14 protein-coding genes and 2 tRNA genes are annotated in these 18,486 nt (G+C 66.5%); 4 read left to right on the top strand and 12 right to left on the bottom strand.

Annotated elements, in window-relative coordinates; all coding sequences use genetic code 11:
• The first annotated feature begins 34 nt into the window (after positions 1-34).
• The gene (locus tag ABZ909_RS04175; RefSeq protein WP_356996144.1) at positions 35-217 is read left to right on the top strand and encodes a hypothetical protein; all 183 of its coding nucleotides are present in this window, start codon (positions 35-37) and stop codon (positions 215-217) included.
• Positions 218-242: 25 nt separating this feature from the next.
• Here the strand turns inward: ABZ909_RS04175 and ABZ909_RS04170 are convergent, their stop codons facing one another.
• From ABZ909_RS04170 to ABZ909_RS04155, 4 genes are all read right to left on the bottom strand, one after another.
• Positions 243-1,085, bottom strand: coding sequence for an ABC transporter permease (locus ABZ909_RS04170; protein WP_356996143.1), 843 nt, complete (start codon positions 1,083-1,085; stop codon positions 243-245).
• On the bottom strand, positions 1,082-2,077 hold the full coding sequence (locus tag ABZ909_RS04165; protein ID WP_356996142.1) for an ATP-binding cassette domain-containing protein: 996 nt from the start codon (positions 2,075-2,077) through the stop codon (positions 1,082-1,084). The genes ABZ909_RS04170 and ABZ909_RS04165 overlap by 4 nt, the downstream gene beginning before the upstream one ends.
• A 439-nt stretch (positions 2,078-2,516) precedes the next feature.
• Entirely contained in the window at positions 2,517-3,542 is a 1,026-nt protein-coding gene (locus ABZ909_RS04160; RefSeq protein ID WP_356996141.1) for an adenylate/guanylate cyclase domain-containing protein, read from the bottom strand.
• Between the two features lie 568 nt (positions 3,543-4,110).
• Positions 4,111-4,218, bottom strand: a complete 108-nt coding sequence (locus tag ABZ909_RS04155; protein ID WP_356996140.1) for a DLW-39 family protein — start codon at positions 4,216-4,218, stop codon at positions 4,111-4,113.
• A gap of 61 nt (positions 4,219-4,279) precedes the next feature.
• On the opposite strand from ABZ909_RS04155, the gene ABZ909_RS04150 reads away from it, so the two are divergent.
• The 3 genes from ABZ909_RS04150 (at position 4,280) to ABZ909_RS04140 (ending at position 5,604) form a co-directional block, all read left to right on the top strand.
• Positions 4,280-4,870, top strand: coding sequence for a protoglobin domain-containing protein (locus ABZ909_RS04150; RefSeq protein WP_356996139.1), 591 nt, complete (start codon positions 4,280-4,282; stop codon positions 4,868-4,870).
• Positions 4,864-5,481 carry a MarR family winged helix-turn-helix transcriptional regulator gene (locus ABZ909_RS04145; RefSeq protein WP_356996138.1) on the top strand — a complete coding sequence of 206 codons (618 nt, stop codon included), beginning with the start codon at positions 4,864-4,866 and terminating at the stop codon, positions 5,479-5,481. Before ABZ909_RS04150 ends, ABZ909_RS04145 begins: the two co-directional genes overlap by 7 nt.
• Before the next feature lie 50 nt (positions 5,482-5,531).
• Positions 5,532-5,604: transfer RNA gene (locus tag ABZ909_RS04140), tRNA-Ala, on the top strand.
• Between the two features lie 139 nt (positions 5,605-5,743).
• On the opposite strand, the gene ABZ909_RS04135 is transcribed toward ABZ909_RS04140, so the two are convergent.
• The 8 genes from ABZ909_RS04135 to dnaA all read right to left on the bottom strand — a co-directional run bounded on the left by ABZ909_RS04135 (position 5,744) and on the right by dnaA (position 18,065).
• Positions 5,744-5,817 (bottom strand) — tRNA-Ile (locus ABZ909_RS04135).
• Between the two features lie 139 nt (positions 5,818-5,956).
• Positions 5,957-6,937, bottom strand: a complete 981-nt coding sequence (locus tag ABZ909_RS04130; RefSeq protein WP_356996137.1) for a DUF3566 domain-containing protein — start codon at positions 6,935-6,937, stop codon at positions 5,957-5,959.
• A gap of 45 nt (positions 6,938-6,982) precedes the next feature.
• Positions 6,983-9,496 carry a DNA gyrase subunit A gene (gyrA, locus tag ABZ909_RS04125; protein ID WP_356996136.1) on the bottom strand — a complete coding sequence of 838 codons (2,514 nt, stop codon included), beginning with the start codon at positions 9,494-9,496 and terminating at the stop codon, positions 6,983-6,985.
• A gap of 86 nt (positions 9,497-9,582) precedes the next feature.
• Positions 9,583-11,616, bottom strand: coding sequence for a DNA topoisomerase (ATP-hydrolyzing) subunit B (gene gyrB / locus ABZ909_RS04120; protein WP_356996135.1), 2,034 nt, complete (start codon positions 11,614-11,616; stop codon positions 9,583-9,585).
• A 423-nt stretch (positions 11,617-12,039) separates the two neighbouring features.
• Entirely contained in the window at positions 12,040-12,672 is a 633-nt protein-coding gene (locus ABZ909_RS04115) for a DUF721 family protein (RefSeq protein ID WP_356996134.1), read from the bottom strand.
• Positions 12,673-12,784: 112 nt separating this feature from the next.
• The gene (gene recF, locus ABZ909_RS04110; RefSeq protein ID WP_356996133.1) at positions 12,785-13,969 is read right to left on the bottom strand and encodes a DNA replication/repair protein RecF; all 1,185 of its coding nucleotides are present in this window, start codon (positions 13,967-13,969) and stop codon (positions 12,785-12,787) included.
• 162 nt (positions 13,970-14,131) lie between these two features.
• Positions 14,132-15,301, bottom strand: a complete 1,170-nt coding sequence (gene dnaN, locus ABZ909_RS04105; RefSeq protein ID WP_356996132.1) for a DNA polymerase III subunit beta — start codon at positions 15,299-15,301, stop codon at positions 14,132-14,134.
• Between the two features lie 802 nt (positions 15,302-16,103).
• On the bottom strand, positions 16,104-18,065 hold the full coding sequence (gene dnaA, locus ABZ909_RS04100; RefSeq protein WP_356996131.1) for a chromosomal replication initiator protein DnaA: 1,962 nt from the start codon (positions 18,063-18,065) through the stop codon (positions 16,104-16,106).
• Positions 18,066-18,486 lie beyond the last annotated feature (421 nt).

The raw sequence follows: 18,486 nt of genomic DNA, 5'->3' as shown, positions 1-18,486 counted from the left end.
TGCACGAATTCCATTGCTGTGCCAGCATGGTCGGATGGAGCTGGGGAGCGTTCGTAACAAGGTCATTGTGGCCGCCCTCGTCGCGATTGCGGGCGGCGTCATCGCGTTCTTCGTGAGCAAGCGCCCGCAGCCGCAGGCGCCGGCCGCGGAGCCGCCGCGCCTGGGCTATTCGCGCAACGGCTCCGCGCCGACTCCGGACCTGTCGCCGATCCACTGACGGGTCGGCGACATCGGCCGACGGGTCAGCGGCTCACCGACCGTTTGTACTGATTCAGCGCCAGTGGCACGAAGACCGCGAGAATCACCACGATCCACATCAGGGTGGTCGCGACCGGGTGCCGCATGGGCCAGACGTCCGCGCTCGGCCCCATCGGGCTGGTATTGCCGAACAGGTCGCGGGTCGCCTGCGTCACCGCCGACACCGGATTCCAGTCCGCCACAATGCGGAGCACCGTGGGCAGGTTGGCGGTGGGCACGAAGGTGTTGGCGATGAAGGTGAGCGGGAAGATCACCATGAAGTTGGCATTGTTGTAGACCTCCGGCGCCCGCACGATCAGGCCGATCAAGGCCAGGATCCACGACACCGCGTAGGCGAACAACAGCAGCAGGACATAGGCGAGCACGGCGTCGAGGAACGAACCGCGGATCCGCCACCCCACCACCAGACCGGTCAGCGACATGACGACCAGGCTCACCACATTCATCACCATGTCCGCCACCGTGCGGCCGATCAGCACCGCGGACGGCGCCATGGGCAGCGAGCGGAAGCGGTCGATAATGCCCTTCTGCATGTCCTCGGCCAGGCTCAGACCGGTATAGGTGGATCCGAACACCACGGTCTGGGCGAAGATGCCGGCGATCAGGAATTCCCGGTAGGACGTGCCCTGCACGGTGATGGCCGAGCCGAAGACGTAGGCGAACAACAGCACGAACATGATCGGCGACAGGGTCGAGAAGACCAGCACGTCGGGTACGCGTCGAATCTTGATGACATTGCGCTTGGTGATGGTCAGGCTGTCGCTGACGACCACGGCGAGTCGCTGTGGGAGCGAAGGCTTCTCGGCGACGGCGAGAAGGGCGCTCATCGGGCACCACCCGCCACATTCTCGTCGGCGGAACGGTTTCCGTTGACCAGCTCCTCCGCCTCGTGCCCGGTCAGCGACAGGAACACGTCATCGAGCGAGGGGCGGCGCAGACCCACATCATGAATGCGCACTTCATGTTTCGTGAGTTGCCCGATGGCGTCCACCAGAGCCTGCGAACCGTCCTCGACCGGCACGATGATGCGCCGCAGGCCGGGTTCGAGGCGAATCTCCCCGTGCGCCAGGCCTTTCAGCGCCTGCTGCGCGATGGTCAGATTGTCGGCATGGTCGACGACGAGCTCGATGCGGTCGCCGCCCACCATGGCCTTGAGCTCGTCGGAGGTGCCCTCGGCGATGACCCGGCCGTGGTCGATGACGGCGATGGAATCGGCGAGCCGGTCGGCCTCCTCCAGGTACTGGGTGGTCAGCAACAGCGTGGTGCCGCCCGCCACCAGCTCCTCGATGACATCCCAGAGATCCAGGCGCGCACGGGGATCCAGGCCCGTGGTGGGTTCGTCCAGGAACAGCACCGGCGGATTCGCCACCAGCGCGCCGGCCAGGTCGAGCCGCCGCCGCATGCCGCCGGAGTAGCCCTTCACCGGCCGGTCGGCCGCATCGGTGAGCCGGAAGCGATCCAGCAGCTCACGGGCGCGCGCCTTACTGCGCTGCACGCCCATGTGGTACAGCCGCCCGACCATCTCCAAATTCTCGAAGCCGGTGAGGTATTCGTCGACGGCGGCGTACTGGCCGGAGGTGCCGATGCGGGAACGCAGCAGTTGCGGATCCTTCAGCACGTCCACGCCGGCGACGGTGGCGCGGCCCGCGTCCGGGATCAGCAGGGTGGTGAGCACCCGCACGGCGGTGGTCTTGCCCGCGCCGTTGGGGCCGAGCAAGGCGGTCACGGTGCCTTCGGGGACGGACAGGTCCAAGCCGTCGAGGGCGACCAACGGGCCGTACCTCTTGACCAGACCCTCGGCGACTATCGCGTCGGGCATGATTCTCCTGGTGTTTCGTGGTTGGTCTGCCGCAACGGCTCTGAACTGCCATTACACCAAAGAGGCCGCATCCCGTTGGGGGTCCGGCGGTGCTCGGGGTTGCCGGTACGGGATGCGGCCGATTCGATGATCCGCCCGCACACCGGCCACGATCGCGAGTAGTGCACTACTCGAATCGATTTCGGCGAAGGGCGTATTTCGGTCACAGTGGCATGGTCTCACCCGGGTACGACATTCTTTTCCGCGAAAAAATCTTGGAACGCGGGCCCCCGATAGCCACACAATCCGAATTCGTCGCGTAGGATCGTTCCCGTCGGCCCCTCCCCCCCGGGCCGACCTTACGCGGGCCTCGGCTAACTCCCCCCCTTCGCCGAGGCCCGCCCCTATTCCCGGACCAGGTTCGCCCGGCGGCGGAATCCTCGTCCGGCAACGGAATCGCTCAGACCAACGGCCGAATCACATTGCGGCGCAGCACATGCCCGTACAACCGGTTGATTCCCTTCACCCGCACCGTGGCCAGATGCCGCAGCATGAATTCCGGGTCGTTCTCGATCGCCTCCGCAGCGCCGTCGTCGACCAGCACCGTGCCCGGCCGGGCCACACCGGTGAGCCGCGCGGCGGTATTCACCACCGAGCCGTAGAGGTCGCCGAAGCGTTGCAGGACCTCGCCGTAGGCCAGACCCACCCGGAGTTCCTGGGTGACGCCGTGCGAGGCGATGGCGGCCTCCTGCACAGCCAGTGCGATGCGCGCGCCCCCGGCGGCGGTATTGGCCGCGAACATGACTTCGTCACCGACGTTCTTGATCACCCAGCCGCCGTTGGCCACGATCGCATTGCTGGTGGCCGTCTCGAAGGCCTCCAGCAGCGCCGACAGCTCATCGGCCTCCAGGTGACGGGTCAGGCGGGTGTAACCCACCATGTCGGCGAAACCGACGGCCAGCTCGCGCACCGTGTCCCCGGCCACCGCTCCCCCGTCCAGCGACCGCGCCAGCGCGGCGTCCAGGTGCCGGCGGAAGGCGTAGCGCTGCAACGTCTCGAACTCGGTGACCACCTCGTCGGTGGCGATGCGGGCGGCCTCGGTCGGATCGGTGTCCGGCCGCTCACGGGTGATGGTGGCGATGCGATCCAGGATCTCCTCGGTCACCAGATCGACCTGCCACTCGGCGAGCCGGGCCATGGACCGGCCCAGCGTGCGCGCCGCGGTGGTCTGCCGGTGCACGTCCGCGGAGGCCAGCACGTGCAGTTTGGCGAACGTCCGGGCGGCCTCGACATCGGAGTCGCCGTACTCCTCGGCCTTGTCGTCCGGGTCGGCCGGGAAACCGAGGGCCACCCACAGCCGGCGGGTGACGCTGTTGGGCAGCCCGGTCAGGTCCGCCACCTGGTTGCGGTTGTACTTGCGTGGTCCGCTCAGCAGATAAGGCTCCACCACGGACTGCACCAGTTCGGAGATCTCAGTGGACGCCATACTTCGACCTTACGGCGTGAATCGACGGGAAAACCCCCGCTTGTTTCGTGTCACAGCCCCGAACTTCCCGATCGGTTCCATCACCGCCACCGCGTGAAACCGCGGTGATACCGCCGCCTGCCGAACGGCGGCGAGGTGGTCGCCGAGGGTACTCCGGAAGAACTCGAGCGGCTGGTGCCGGGCAGTCACGTGAACCTGCGTTTCACCGATCCGCGCACCCTCGACGCCGCGGCGGCTCCCCGCCACCGGCCTGCACGCGGCCGAATTATCCATCCACACACCCGATCTCGACGACGTCTTCCTCGTCGATGACGCTGCCGCTGGTCATCGCTGGCGCCAGATCGCCTGCGCGGGATCGTCTTTCGGCCGCCGCCGCGTGGATCTCCAGCGCTGCCGCGTCCGCACGCGCGGCCCGGTGATCTCCTGTCGCGCAACGAAACACTCGAAAGCAGGGTCAGCCGGACACTCGCGGACTCACCGTAGTGGGCGGTGGGCGGCGCGACGCATCCGGCGAACGGCGCGCCGATTCGGCATCGGGTTCACGAAATCGGCACACCGTCAGCGGTTTTCAGCGGGCGGTGACCTCGTGCCAGAGGTCGGCGTCATTGCGCTGACGCAGCTTGCTGATTCCGAAGACAACGGCGGCGATCACAACGAGGGTGAGGACGAATTTCATGTCTCCCACCCTACTTGGCGGAGTCTTGACGAACAAACATAGGACTCCTATTGTTCTCGGCATGACGATCCCAGCCCCCGCCGGATACACCTACGACAGCTCGAATCTCACGGCCTCCCCGATCTCGCTGGACGAGCTCGCCGAACTCCAGCGATCGCTGCTGTGGAGCGCCGAGGATGCCGCAGCCCTGCGGCGCGCCGGGGAAATCCTGGTGCCGCAGACCGATCGAATCCTCGACGTCTGGTACGGATTCGTCGGCGCGAACAGCCATCTGGTCGCCACCTTCGCCGGCGCCGACGGGCAACCCGATCCGGCCTACCTGGCCGCCGTACGCGCCCGATTCGGGCAGTGGATCGCCGATGTGTGCACCCGCGAGTACGACGCGAACTGGCTGGCCTACCAGGAAGAGATCGCGCGCCGGCACCACACCTCCGGCAAGAACCGCACCGATGGGGTGGACTCGCCCGCCACCCACATTCCCCTGCGGCATCTGCTCGCGCTCATCGTGCCGATCACCGTGACGGTCCACGACTTCCTCGGCGCGACCGGCGCGTCCGCCGCCGACGTCGATGTCATGTATCACGCCTGGTTCAAGGCGATCACCCTGTCGGCGGTGCTGTGGGCCAGGCCGTACAGTCCTGACCTGTGGTGAATGCGGGAGACAACAACGGCGTCGACCGAGTCGGAGCGGAGGTCGCGGACAAGGTGGTCGCGGCATTGGACCGGATAGCCCGCGGCGTCCGCGCTCACCGTCAGGCCATCGCCTCCCGCACCGGCCTGACGCCCCTGCAACTCGAATTACTGCGCACCCTCGCCGAGGGCCCACCACCGGAGCCCCTCACCGGGCTGCTGGCCGCCGAACTCGGGGTCAGCCAGCCCACGGTGTCGGATTCGCTGCTGGCCCTGGAACGCAAGGGTCATGTGGCCCGGCAGCCCGCCCCGGGCGACCGTCGGCGCAGCGCCATCGTCCTCACCCCCGACGGCACCGAACTGGCTGCCGAGATCCGCGCCGCGGACGACGTGCTGCGCGCCTGCGTCGCGGATCTGCCCGGCGCACAACAGGATCAGACCCTGCGTACCCTGCTCGACCTGATAGCCGGGCTGCTCCGGGCCGGGGTGGTGCAGGTGGCCCGCACCTGCACCACCTGCCGCTTCTACCGCCCGGGCGATGCGGGCACGCCCCGCTGCGAGCTGCTCCAGCAGCCGCTCCCCCCGTGTGACCTCCGTGTCAACTGCCCCGAGCACCAACCGGCAGCCGACTGAGCACGGGGTTTGACCTGGGCCAACTCCGACATGTACCTTCGTGCAGGTCTGGGGCCTTAGCTCAATTGGCAGAGCACTGCCTTTGCAAGGCAGGGGTTAGGGGTTCGATTCCCCTAGGCTCCACAAACGAAATCCGCAGGTTGCCTCGCAGCCTGCGGCTTTTTCGTATTCCGTGCGCGTCGTATCCGGATGCGGCAGTGGCCTATTCATGAAATGAAAAAAGCCTCCCGGGATTCCCGGAAGGCGTTTTCGATCCTTTGAGTGGGCCTAGGAGGACTTGAACCTCCGACCTCTTCGTTATCAGCGAAGCGCTCTAACCGCCTGAGCTATAGGCCCTTAGTGGGTGTTCGAAGTGTGCAACTCGAACGAGGCAGAAGATTACCGCACCCAACCGTCGATAACCAAAACGGCCGGTCAGCGGCCTGCGGGGAGCAGTCCGGACCGGCCGTAGCGGCGGATCGAAAACAGCGGTTTCCTAGTCGGGATCGGCCAGGGTGACCTGGATGCCACCGACCAGATCGGTGCACTGGTTGTAGACGAACACGCCCACCGTGGACAGCGCCGTCAGCAAAACCACATTGATGAGGCCGATGACGCCGGCGTAGCCGAAGACCGTACCCGCGTCGATGAGCGCCGAGGAGCTGTCCGAACTGGAGTCGGTGAAGGTGGAGACGGTGGAGTTCAGGCGCTCCCAGACGCCCATGCCCTCGAGCACCAGGTACAGCAGGCCGACGGCCAGCATCCACACGAAGAACATCGCCACGCTGATCACCAGCGAGACCTTCAGCGTGGACCACGGATCGATGTGGCGCAGCTGCACGGTGGCTCGCAACGGTTCACCGGTGGCCGCGGCCTGCGCCATCGCCGCGGGGGCGGACGGCGAGACCGGACCGGCCGGCGCGATCGGCTCCGGCGGCGGCAGCGGGTGCCGCAGCTCGGACAGATCCGGCAGATCCTTGACCAGTTCCGGGCGGGCGATGCTGCGGGTCGGTCCGTCGATGCCGACGGACTTCACCATGGCCGCCTCCTTGCGCGCCGCCTTGGCGGCCAGGTCGGCGGTGGTGCGGGCATTGGAGACGCCGGCGTTGAGGCCGCCGCCCTGCAGACCGCTGCCTTGCAGACCGCCGCCCTTGAGGCTGGCGGTGCTGCCCGGCGTCGGGGCCTGGCCCGGGCGGTACAGGTTGGACTGCGGCTCTCGCTGCGGCAGCTGCGACCAGCCTTCCTGGAAGGGCGAGCCGCCCTGGGCGTCCGCGGCCTCCGGTGCCGCGGCCTCTGCCGAATTGTTACCTTCCGGCCCGAAATCGCCGGACTGGTCCGACAATTCGGGTGATTGCGGCGCACCGCCGTCGTTCCCGCCGGTCCGCGGAATAGGCCGCGGCGGAATCGGGGACGGGGCGATTCTCTCGGTCACGCCATTGGCGTGACCCCGCTGGTCATTCGGCTGATTCGTGGTCAATGGTGAATCCTTCGATCCGTTTGTGCCGCCGCTGCTGTGGAGAAACTACTGCTTCGCCGAACCGCTGGTGTCATCTTCGGCAACCTGGTCGGGCTCATCCGCGTTCCGAGCGATCGCGAGCAAAATATCGCCCTCGCCCAGGTTCATCAACCGCACGCCCTTGGTTTGGCGACCGGCCTTGCGAACCTGCCTCGCCGTGGTGCGAATGACACCGCCACCGGAGGTGATCGCATACAGCTCATCATCATCATTGACGATGAGCGCACCGACCAGATTGCCACGCTTCTGGTCGTACTGGATCGTCAGCACACCCTTGCCGCCGCGACCCTGCGCCGTGTACTCGTCGATGGCCGTGCGCTTGGAGTACCCGCCCGCCGTCGCGACAAGCAGATAGATGCCCTCCGCGTCGCGAACCACGTTGAGCGACAACAGTTCATCGTCGGCATTGAAGCGCATGCCCTGCACGCCGGAGGTAGCCCGGCCCATCGGGCGCAGCACCTCGTCATTGGCATTGAAGCGGATGGACTGCCCGTGCGCCGACACCAGCAGCAGATCGTCGTCCGCCGAACACAGTGCCGCACCGACCAATTCGTCCTCATCGCGCAGATTCACCGCCACGATGCCGCCGGTCCGGTTGGAATCGAAGTCCGTCAGCTTGGACTTCTTGACCAGACCCTTGCGGGTGGCCAGCACCAGGTAGGGCGCGTCCTCGTAGGACTTGATCTGAATGACCTGGGCGATCTTCTCGTCCGGCTGGAAGGCGAGCAGGTTCGCCACGTGCTGGCCGCGCGCGGTGCGGTTGGCCTCGGGCAGCTCGTACGCCTTGGCCCGGTACACCCGGCCCTTGTTGGTGAAGAACAGCAGCCAGTCGTGGGTGGAGGTGATGAAGAAGTGCTTGACGATGTCGTCCTGCTTGAGACCCGCGCCCTGCACGCCCTTGCCGCCGCGCTTCTGCGAACGGTAGAGGTCGGTCTTGGTGCGCTTGGCGTAGCCGGTCTCGGTGATCGTCACGACCACGTCCTCGCGGGCGATCAGGTCCTCGTCCTGCACATCGCCGTCGGCCGCGATGATCTTGGTGCGGCGGTCGTCGCCGTACTTGTCGACGATCTCCGCCAATTCGTCACGGACGATGGCGCGCTGTCGCTCCGGCTTGGCCAGGATGTCGTTCAGATCCGCGATCTCGGCCTCGATCCTGGCCAACTCGTCCAGGATCTTCTGGCGTTCCAGAGCCGACAGGCGGCGCAGCTGCATATCGAGGATGGCGGTCGCCTGGATCTCGTCGATCTCCAGCAACTGCATCAGGCCGCTGCGCGCGGTCTCGGTATCGGCCGAACGGCGGATCAACGCGATCACCGCGTCCAGCTGATCCAGCGCCTTCACCAGACCGCGCAGAATGTGGGCCCGCTCCTCCGCCTTGCGCAGCAGGTACCGGGTGCGCCGGATGATCACGTCCAACTGGTGGTTCACATACAGCCGGATCATCTGATCCAGGCGCAGCGTGCGCGGCACCCCGTCGACGATCGAGAGCATGTTGCAGCCGAACGAGGTCTGCAGCTGGGTGTGCTTGTAGAGGTTGTTCAGCACCACCTTGGCGATGGCGTCCCGCTTCACCGTGACCACGATGCGCAGACCCGCGCGATCCGAGGACTCGTCGTGGATGTCGGAGACACCCGCGATCTTGCCGTCCTTCACCTGCTCGGCGATCGCGTTGATGAAGTTGTCCGTATTGACCTGGTACGGCAGCTCGGTGATGACGATCGTGGTGCGACCCCGGTTGTCCTCCTCGATCTCCACCACACCGCGCATGCGGACCGAGCCGCGCCCGGTCGTATAGGCGTCGTGGATGCCCTGGGTACCCACGATCAAGCCCGAGGTCGGGAAGTCCGGACCCTTCACCCGCTCCATGCACGCCGCGAGGGTGGCCTCCTCATCGGCCTCATGGTTGTCCAGCGCCCAGTAGATGGCCTCGGCCAACTCGGTCAGGTTGTGCGGCGGGATATTCGTGGCCATACCGACCGCGATGCCGTTGGAGCCGTTCATCAGCAGCGCCGGCACCCGGCTCGGCAGCACGACCGGTTCCTGGGTCTTGCCGTCGTAGTTCGGGATGAAATCGACCGTCTCGTGGTCGATTTCGCGCAGCATCTCCATCGCCAGCGGCGTCAGGCGGCACTCCGTGTACCGCATGGCGGCCGCGCCGTCATTGCCGCGGGAACCGAAGTTGCCCTGGCCGTCGACCAGCGGATAGCGCATCGCCCACGGCTGCGCCATGCGCACCAGGGTGTCGTAGATGGCCGAGTCACCGTGCGGGTGGTAGTTACCCATGGTGTCGGCAACCGGGCGCGCGGACTTCACATAGCCGCGGTCGGGCCGATACCCGTTGTCGTACATCGCGTACAGGATGCGGCGGTGCACCGGCTTCATGCCGTCGCGCACCTCCGGCAGCGCGCGGCCCACGATCACGCTCATGGCGTAGTCGATGTAGGAGTTCTGCATCTCCTGCTGGATGTCGACCGGCTCGATGCGGTCGCCACCCGAAGGCGGAAGCGAAGTCTCAGTCATGAATTAATCTCCGTAGGAAGTCATTTGGGCGGGTCCGAGTGCAAGCACGCAGGGGCCGGAGGTTCGATTCCTCTGGCCCCACTTCGCTACACGTCCAGGAACCGCACGTCCTTGGCGTTCCGAGTGATGAAGCTGCGGCGAGCCTCCACGTCCTCACCCATGAGGATGGAGAACAGCTCGTCGGCAGCGGCCGCGTCGTCGAGAGTGACCAGACGCAGCACGCGCACGCTCGGATCCATGGTGGTCTCCCACAGCTCCTTCGGGTTCATCTCACCGAGACCCTTGTAGCGCTGGATGCCGTCGTCCTTGTTGATCTTCTTGCCGGCCGCCAGACCGCGCTCCAGCAGACCGTCCCGCTCCCGGTCGGAGTAGGCGAACTCCGGCTCGGACCGCTGCCACTTCAGCTTGTACAGCGGCGGCATGGCCAGGAAGACGTGACCGTGCTCGACCAGCGGGCGCATGAAGCGGAACAGCAGGGTGAGCAGCAGCGTCGAGATGTGCTGGCCGTCCACATCGGCGTCGGCCATCAGCACGATCTTGTGATAGCGCAGTTTGTTGATGTCGAACTCGTCGTGGATACCGGTGCCGAACGCCGTGATGATCGACTGCACCTCGGTGTTCTTCAGCACGCGGTCGATGCGCGCCTTCTCCACATTGATGATCTTGCCGCGCAGCGGCAGGATCGCCTGGTACATCGAATCGCGGCCGGACTTGGCCGAACCACCGGCGGAGTCACCCTCCACGATGTAGATCTCGGACTTGCTCGGATCCTTCGAGCGGCAGTCGGCCAGCTTGCCCGGCAGGCCGCCGATATCGGTGGCGGACTTGCGGCGCACCAACTCGCGCGCCTTGCGGGCCGCCACCCGCGCCTGCGCCGACGAAACCGCCTTCTGCACAATCGTCTTCGCATCGGCCGGGTTCGCCTCGAACCAGTGCGAGATGTGCTCGTTGCAGGTGCGCTGGACGAAGGACTTCACCTCGGTATTGCCGAGCTTGGTCTTGGTCTGGCCCTCGAACTGCGGGTCGGCGATCTTCACGCTCACGATGGCGGCAAGACCCTCACGGATGTCGTCACCGGTGAGGTTGCCTTCCTTCTCCTTGAGAAGCTTCTTGTCCTTCGCGTACTTGTTCACCACCGTGGTGAGCGCCGCGCGGAAGCCCTCCTCGTGGGTGCCGCCCTCGTGGGTGTTGATGGTGTTGGCGAAGGTGTGGACGGACTCGGAGTAGCCCGAGTTCCACTGCATCGCGACCTCGACCTCGTGGCCGGTGCCCTTGCCGGTGAAGCCGACGATCGAGTTGTGAATCGGCGTCTTGGTCCGGTTGATGTGGCGGACGTAGTCCTCGAGACCGCCCGGGTAGTGATAGGTGCGGGTCTTCATCTTCGGCTCGGCGGCGGGCGCGTTCTCGTCCAGATGCTTGGGCGCCTCGGCGGTTTCGCTCACCACCTCGTCGGTGATGTCGCCCTCGTGGATCCGCTGATCGGTCAGCGTGATGGTGAGGCCCTTGTTCAGGAACGCCATCTCCTGCAGGCGGCGGGCGACCGTCTCGAAGCTGAAGGTGGTGGTCTCGAAGATGTCCGGGTCCGGGAAGAACCGGATGGTGGTGCCGGTCTTCTTGGTCGACTCGCCCTGGATCAGCTTGCCCGGCTTGGCGTCCTTGTACTCCTGGGTCCAGTGGTAGCCGCCGTAGTCCACCTCGGCCTCGAGGCGGGTGGACAGCGCGTTCACCACGGAGATGCCGACACCGTGCAGACCACCCGACACCGCATAGGACTCTCCGTCGAACTTGCCGCCGGCGTGCAGCTGGGTCATGACCACCTCGATGGTCGGCACCCCCTGCGCGTGCATATCGGTGGGGATACCACGACCGTCGTCGACGACCTCGACACCGCCGTCGGCCAGCAGGGTGACATCGACACGCGTGGCATACCCGGCCATCGCCTCATCGACCGAGTTGTCGACGACCTCCCAGATCAGGTGGTGCAGGCCGCGCTCACCGGTGGAGCCGATGTACATGCCGGGGCGCTTGCGTACCGCCTCCAGCCCCTCGAGCACCGTGATCGAGGTCGCACTGTACGACTGATTGCCCTGCTTGGTCGAGCCTTCTGCGTTGGAGTCCATGGCAGCCACTGGTGGGTAGCTCTCCTTACTTGCTGATCCCCCCGGCACAATGCGTGGCACGCGTGGAGCCCTCAGACGCTGTCTGCTCGAGTACCCAGACACTGTCTGCTCGAGAATTACGGGGGCTCACGCGCGGGCGCTGCGGAACGCGCCGGGAGGTATCGCCGCTAGTTACTCCCCCATCCTACTGGTACGACCGACAGAGAACCCACCTATGACACCCCTGGGTGGGCCGTAGGGTCATGAAATCGACCAGCGACATGACCCGTTATGGGTGCGGGGGGTTCCGGAAGCCTCAGCGGGCGATGTGAGCACGGGCTCAGAGCGGTTTGCGCGAGGGTTCTCCGTGATCTCCGGACGCTCCGAGTGACGATCTCTTCTCGTTCCACGTGAAACAAACGCGCCGGAGCGAGAATTCGCGACCTACCCGTAGGTGTCGCGCGGGCCCCGGCCCTTGATGTGCCGCTCGCCCTTGCGCCAACTCGGCGCGGTCGGACCGTTGATCCGGAGCTGTTTGACGACGCCGTTGCCGACCGCGGCCGCGATCTTGGCGAGGATCTGGGACTGGAACATGCGCAACTGAGTCGCCCAGGCCGTGGACTCGGCCTGAATACTCAGCACGCCGTTCTCCAGCGAGATGGGCTGGGCGTGGGACGCGATGTCCTCCCCCACCACGCTGGCCCAGCGACCGAAAACCGTGCCCTCGGCGACCTTGGCCGACCAGCCGCGCCCCTTGGCCAGCTGCATGGCCAGCGAGGAGAGGGTCTGCGGATCGCGCTCGTCCGGATGCGCGCCCGACCAGCCGCTGCGCCGCCGCAGGGCACGGACGCCACCTTTGCGCGGCGAGGCCCGGCCCTGACCTACCGACTTACCGGCCGCACGTGCCGCGGCACGTGCTTCTTCGAGAGCGCGCCGAGCCAGGTCGACGCCGCGCAACTCCGGTTCCGGACCGGTCGCGTCGCTGGATTGGCGGGGAGCAACGGGATTCGCCTCGGGCGGGGTGCGGTCGTTGCCTCCGGTCGAGGTGCGGTCGTCGGCGTCGGTCGACTCAACCATCCACAGCTCCTTCCACACCTGGGAATCCCGATGATCATCGGCGGTTCGTCACGTGATTCTGCCGCATCGCACCGACGGAATCACCGGCACAACGCGCCATTCCGCCGCAAGGTCACATGGACGCCGACTCGGCTATCCGGGACGTCCGGTGATCGGCCTCGCCCGTGGTCTCCACCTGCAGCGGCGCGGCATCCAGTTCCGGCGGCACGTCCTCGGGCACCGCGGCGGTGATCAGCACCTGCTCGGCGCCGGCAGCGACCGCGGCCAGGGCGGTACGGCGCCGGCGATCCAGTTCGGCGAACACGTCGTCGAGGATCAGCACCGGATCGGTTCCGGCGGAACGCAGCAGCTCGAAGGCCCCGAGCCGCAGCGCCAGGGCGAAGGACCAGGACTCGCCGTGACTCGCGAAACCCTTCGCGGGCGCGGAACCCAGCATCAGATCCAGATCGTCACGGTGTGGGCCGACCAGGCACACCCCGCGCTCCAGCTCCTTGGGACGCGCGGCGGCCAGCTCCCGCAGCAGGATCGCCTCCAGTGTCTCCTCGTCCTCGGTCTGTGGCGCACGGACGGGATCCAGGAATTCCGGCGGCAGGCTCGCACTGCGGTAACCGATTGCGGCGGGCCGGGATTCGGGCGCGATATCTGAATAAGCCTGTGCAAGATGTGGATAAAGGTCGTGCACCAGCCGCAGCCGCTGCGCCAGCAGCACCGCCCCGTGCGCCGCCAGATGGCCGTCCCACACATCGAGGGTGCTCATCTCCGCGCAACGCGCGCCCGAACGGGCATTGCGCCCAGCCGTTTTCAACAGCGCCGACCGCTGCCGCAGCACCTTGTCGTAATCCGCGCGCACCCCGGCCAGCCGCGGCAGTCGCGCGGTGGCCAGTTCGTCGAGGAAGCGCCGCCGCTCCCCCGGATCCCCGCGCACCAGCGACAGATCCTCGGGCGCGAACAGCACGGTTTGCAGAATCCCCAGGATCTCCCGCGGCCGCCGCACCGGTGAGCGATTGATCTGGCCGCGATTGGCGGTGCCCTGGTTCAGCTCCATATCGACCCGCAGTTCGCGGCCGGTATTGACCACCGTCGCACCGATCCGGGCCTTCTGCGCGCCGATGCGGATGAGCGGAGCGTCGGCCGCCACCCGGTGTGAGCCGAGTGTGGACAGATAGCCGATAGCCTCGATCAGGTTGGTCTTGCCGTTCCCGTTGGAGCCCAGGAAGACCGTTCCACCGGGCGCGAGTTCGAGTTCGACGGCCTCCCAGGAGCGGAAATCGCGTAGTGACAGCGCACGCACGTGCATCCGGCTAGTTCACCATGTCCGAGATCGGGTCCGGGTCCGGCCCCGGCTGGGGATACTCGAACGTGCGCAGCGAATCCGCCACGCACGCCGAGTTTTCACAGGTTTGTCAACACTGTGCACAGGTGTGTCGTCCGCGCCGAGTCGATGGATCGCCAAACGGGCTCAGCCCGGCAACCGCACCGGCATCAGCAGGTAGATGTAGCTGCCGCTGAGGGCCGAGAACGCGCCCGACTCCAGCCGGGCGGGCTCCTCCTCCGGCGCCGGCAGGAACACGGCCGGGCGGCTGGGAGTGGTGAAGCCGAAGGTCACCCGGTCCGAATGCGAGGCGGAGAGACCGTCGAGCAGGTAGCCGGGGTTGAAGGCGATGGTCAGCGGCTCACCGTGGAACTCGGCCTCCAGCCACTCCTCGGCGCGGCCGGCGTCGTCGCCACCGGCGGAGAGCAGCAGGCCCTCCTCGGAGAACTCCAGCCGCACCTGGGCGCCGCGCTCGGCCACCAGGGCCACACGCTTGATGGCCTCGGTCAGCGCGTTCACCGCGAGGGTGGCGATGGAGGTGTGCTCCTTGGGGAGCAATTGCCGGAACTTGGGGAATTCCGCGTCGAGCAGGCGCGTGGTGGTACGGCGGCCGCCGTTCACGATGCCCAGCAGGCCGTCGGTGCCGGTACCGAACGCCAGCTGCACCGGCTGATCGGACGCACCGAGCGTCTTCGCGGACTCGGACAGGGTGCGGGCCGGGACCAGCACCGCGGTCTCCACATCGGCGCGACCCGGCTGCCATTCCAGCTCGCGCACGGCGAGACGGAAGCGGTCGGTCGCGGCCAGGACCACCTTGGGGCCCTCGATCTCGACGCGGATACCGGTGAGCATGGGGAGGGTGTCGTCGCGGCCGGCGGCCACGGCCACCTGGGAGACCGCCTCGGAGAACAGGTCCACCGCGAGCTCACCGGTCTGCGGAGGCAGCTCGGGAAGCTGGGGATAGTCCTCGACGGGCATGGTCGGCAGGGAGAACTTGGCGCTGCCACAGGCGATCAGCACGCGGGTGCCGTCCACCGACACGTCCACCGGCTTGTTGGAGAGCGCCTTGGTGATATCGGCCAGCAGGCGGCCCGACACCAGCACCTGACCCGGACCGGCGACCTCCGCGGCCACCCGCATCTGCGCGGAGACCTCGTAATCGAAACCGGAGACCGTCAGGCCGTCCTCGTCAGCCACGAGAAGCACGCCACCGAGCACAGGCACCGGAGGCCGCGACGGCAGGCTGCGGGCCACCCAGGCTACGGATTCGGCGAAGTCCTCGCGGGCGACCCGAAACTTCATGCTTGCAAGCTCCATCGCCCGGTCTGTCCTCTCCACTGTCGGTCGTTCGGATCTTCGGATCAGTAATCGGCAGTCTCGCACACGGGGCCGACACCAAACCGTACCTGCGCGAGACCGACGTGCCTACGCCGACCCTCCGGCTCACCACCGGAAGTCTCGTGGACTCTCACGGCGTTGCCCCTGACCCCCTTTCGGCGCCGATCCCTTGCTCCGCCTTCTCCTTGCTGCCCGATCGGGTGGGGAGGGACTGCCCATCGGACCGTGCCCTCCCCACCCGAGATTCCACACACCCTGTTTTAGAAGAACCTCTCCTAGAAGAAGAACCGAAGTAGTAGTAGGTCCTGTTAGTTCTGTGGACTTCGGCCATTCACCCAGGTCGGAGCATCCAGCGGCATGTGGATGTCGTCGGGGTGGCTCGAGGATGAACAACGCGTGGCTGTGGAGTTGACCCGCTACTCCACAGTTCTCCTCGAGCCATCCTCGAGTTGATCCCACGTTTCGGGCCATGCTGCGCACATCTGAGCGAAACCGGGGACAACTCGAGGATTCCTCGAGGACCTGACATGGATTCCTCGAGGAATCCACAAGCCGCTGAGCGCATCCGGGCAGGTCAGCCCTCGAGGATGAATCAACCTGTGGGAACTGTGCACGAAAAGTTGTGCACCCCTGTGCATGAGGGCCTGGGGGCAACCCGGTGGACAACAGTGGGATTCCTCGAGGAATCCACACACCTTCCTCGAGGAATCCTCGAGGAATCCACAACCCCGGAAAACAAAGAACCCCACGTCAGACGACGTGGGGTCCTGTGGACTGTGGATCAGCGCGAACGCTGTTTGATTCGGGCTGTGAGTTCTTGAACCTGGTCGTACACGCGGCGCCGCTCGGTCATCTCCTTGCGTACTTTCTTCTCCGCGTACATGACCGTGGTGTGGTCGCGGCCGAAGGCCTGGCCGATCTTGGGCAGGGACAGGTCGGTGAGCTCGCGGCACAGATACATGGCGATCTGCCGGGCCTGGGCCAGCGGCCGCGCCTTGCCGGGACCGGTCAGCTCCTCCAGCGTGGTGTTGAAGTACTCCGCGGTCACGGCCATGATCGTGGCCGCCGTGATCTCCAGCGTCGCGGTGTCCGGCATCAGATCCCGCAGCACCACCTCGGCCAGCGACAGATCCAGTGGCTGGCCGTTCAGCGACGCGAACGCGGTGACGCGGATCAGCGCGCCCTCCAGCTCACGAATATTGCGCTCCACCCGGCTGGCGATCAGTTCGAGCACATCGTGCGGCACGTCCAGGCGGTCCATGCGGGCCTTCTTGCGCAGGATCGCGATGCGGGTTTCGAGCTCCGGCGGCTGCACATCGGTGATGAGCCCCCACTCGAACCGAGTGCGTAGCCGCTCCTCCAGCGTCGCCAGCTGCTTGGGCGGCCGGTCGGAGGACACCACGATCTGCTTGTTGGCGTTGTGCAGGGTGTTGAAGGTGTGGAAGAACTCCTCCTGGATGCCTTCCTTACCCTCGATGAACTGGATGTCGTCGACCAGCAGGATGTCGGTCTCCCGGTAGCGGCGCTTGAACGCCACCTTCCGGTCGTCACGCAGCGAGTTGATGAAGTCGTTGGTGAATTCCTCGGTGGACACGTACTTCACCCGCATGCCCGGGAACAGCCGCTGCGCGTAGTGGCCGGCCGCGTGTAGCAGGTGCGTCTTGCCCAAACCCGAAGCGCCCCAGACGAACAGCGGATTGTAGGCGCGCGCCGGCGCCTCCGCGATGGCCACCGCCGCGGCGTGCGCGAAGCGGTTCGAGGCGCCGATCACGAAGGTATCGAAGGTGTACTTCGCGTTCAGGCTGGCCGAGGACGTGGGCGCGGGCTCGCGTTCGGGCGTCCGGTTGAAGTAGGTCGGCCACGAATTGCGGACATTGACCACAGGCTCGTCGTCGTGCGCCTCGTCCACCGGCCGGCGTGCGGCCGGTTCCTCCGAGTAGCGCGGCGCGGGCTCGTCCGAATAACGCTGGGGCGCGGGCTCGTCCGAGTACCGCTGCGGGGCGGGTTCGTCGGCATAGCGCTGAGGTTCGTCGGAATACCGCTGCGAGGTGGAACGGACGGGTTCGTCGTCGGGGTCCGGCGAGAACAGCGACTCCTGGCCGGGCGACATGGGCACGCTGCGATGGTTGTCGCGGCGCCGGGGCGGCACGGGCGGCTCTCCGACCGGCATCGGACGGTCCGGCGCCGACATCGGCAACTCTTCGGCCATCGGCGGCTGCCCGAATTCCACAGGTGGATAAGCATCGTGCTCGTCGTACTCGGCCGGGTAGTCCTGGGGAGGCAGGTAGCGCGGCGCCGCGTACTCCTGTGGACTCTGATACATGGGCTGTGGACGCTCGCCCATCGACGGCTCGGCCGGATACGCGGGAGGAGCCGGCTCGGGTTCGCGCGGGCGTTCGGGCCGGGTGGTCATGCGCGCGTGCCGCGGAGCACTCCCCGAGCGACCGGCGGGCGGATGCTGCTGCGCGCGAATGCGCACGCCCAGGCCCTCGACCTGGAGACCGCGACGGGCCAGGGATCGCAGAATGAGCTCCCGCAGGTCACGCTCGACCGTCACCTGCGCCATCGTGCCCGGCACCGAGAGCAGGGCGAACCCCTGCGCGAAGGTGATCGGTTCGATAGTGTTGAGCCACGCCTTATGAGCCTTGCTGACCGGCTGGATCTCCCCATCCGCGGAACCACTCGCCAACTCGGCGATCACCTCGGGCCAGACAGCCGTCAGCACATTCTGCTCGTCGTCCACGAACGTAGTCCTCCCCGGATGTAGGTCGATAGGAGCAGACGGTCTGCGCTGCTCGGCTCCCCCAGTCACCGGGCGTCGGCGAGTCACCGTCGGCCCTACGAATATGCCACTCCAGGGGTCTTTCCACACAATTATCCACAGATGTGGACAACCTGGGGATACACGCAGCCGCGTGTCTGATTCCCCGAATCGGGGGCGTACCTGCGGGTTCACAGCAATCGGCTGGCAAAGTCAACCGCAGTCGCAGCGAAGGACTGGAAAGGACCGTACACGATGCCCACGCCGCGACACGAACCCCCAGCAAACGCCACGCGGAACGATCGATCCAGTGCGGAAATCGGGCCTCTACCCCCGAGTTTGACCCTCGTCCGGGGGGTAAGTACCCTTCTACAGTCACCCTATGGTGCGGTGGCGGCTGTCT

It is taken from the genome of Nocardia sp. NPDC046763 (assembly GCF_040645495.1).
Lineage (GTDB): Bacteria > Actinomycetota > Actinomycetes > Mycobacteriales > Mycobacteriaceae > Nocardia.
Note: the sequence above shows the minus strand (reverse complement) of the source record. Positions and strands in the feature narration are given on the sequence as shown.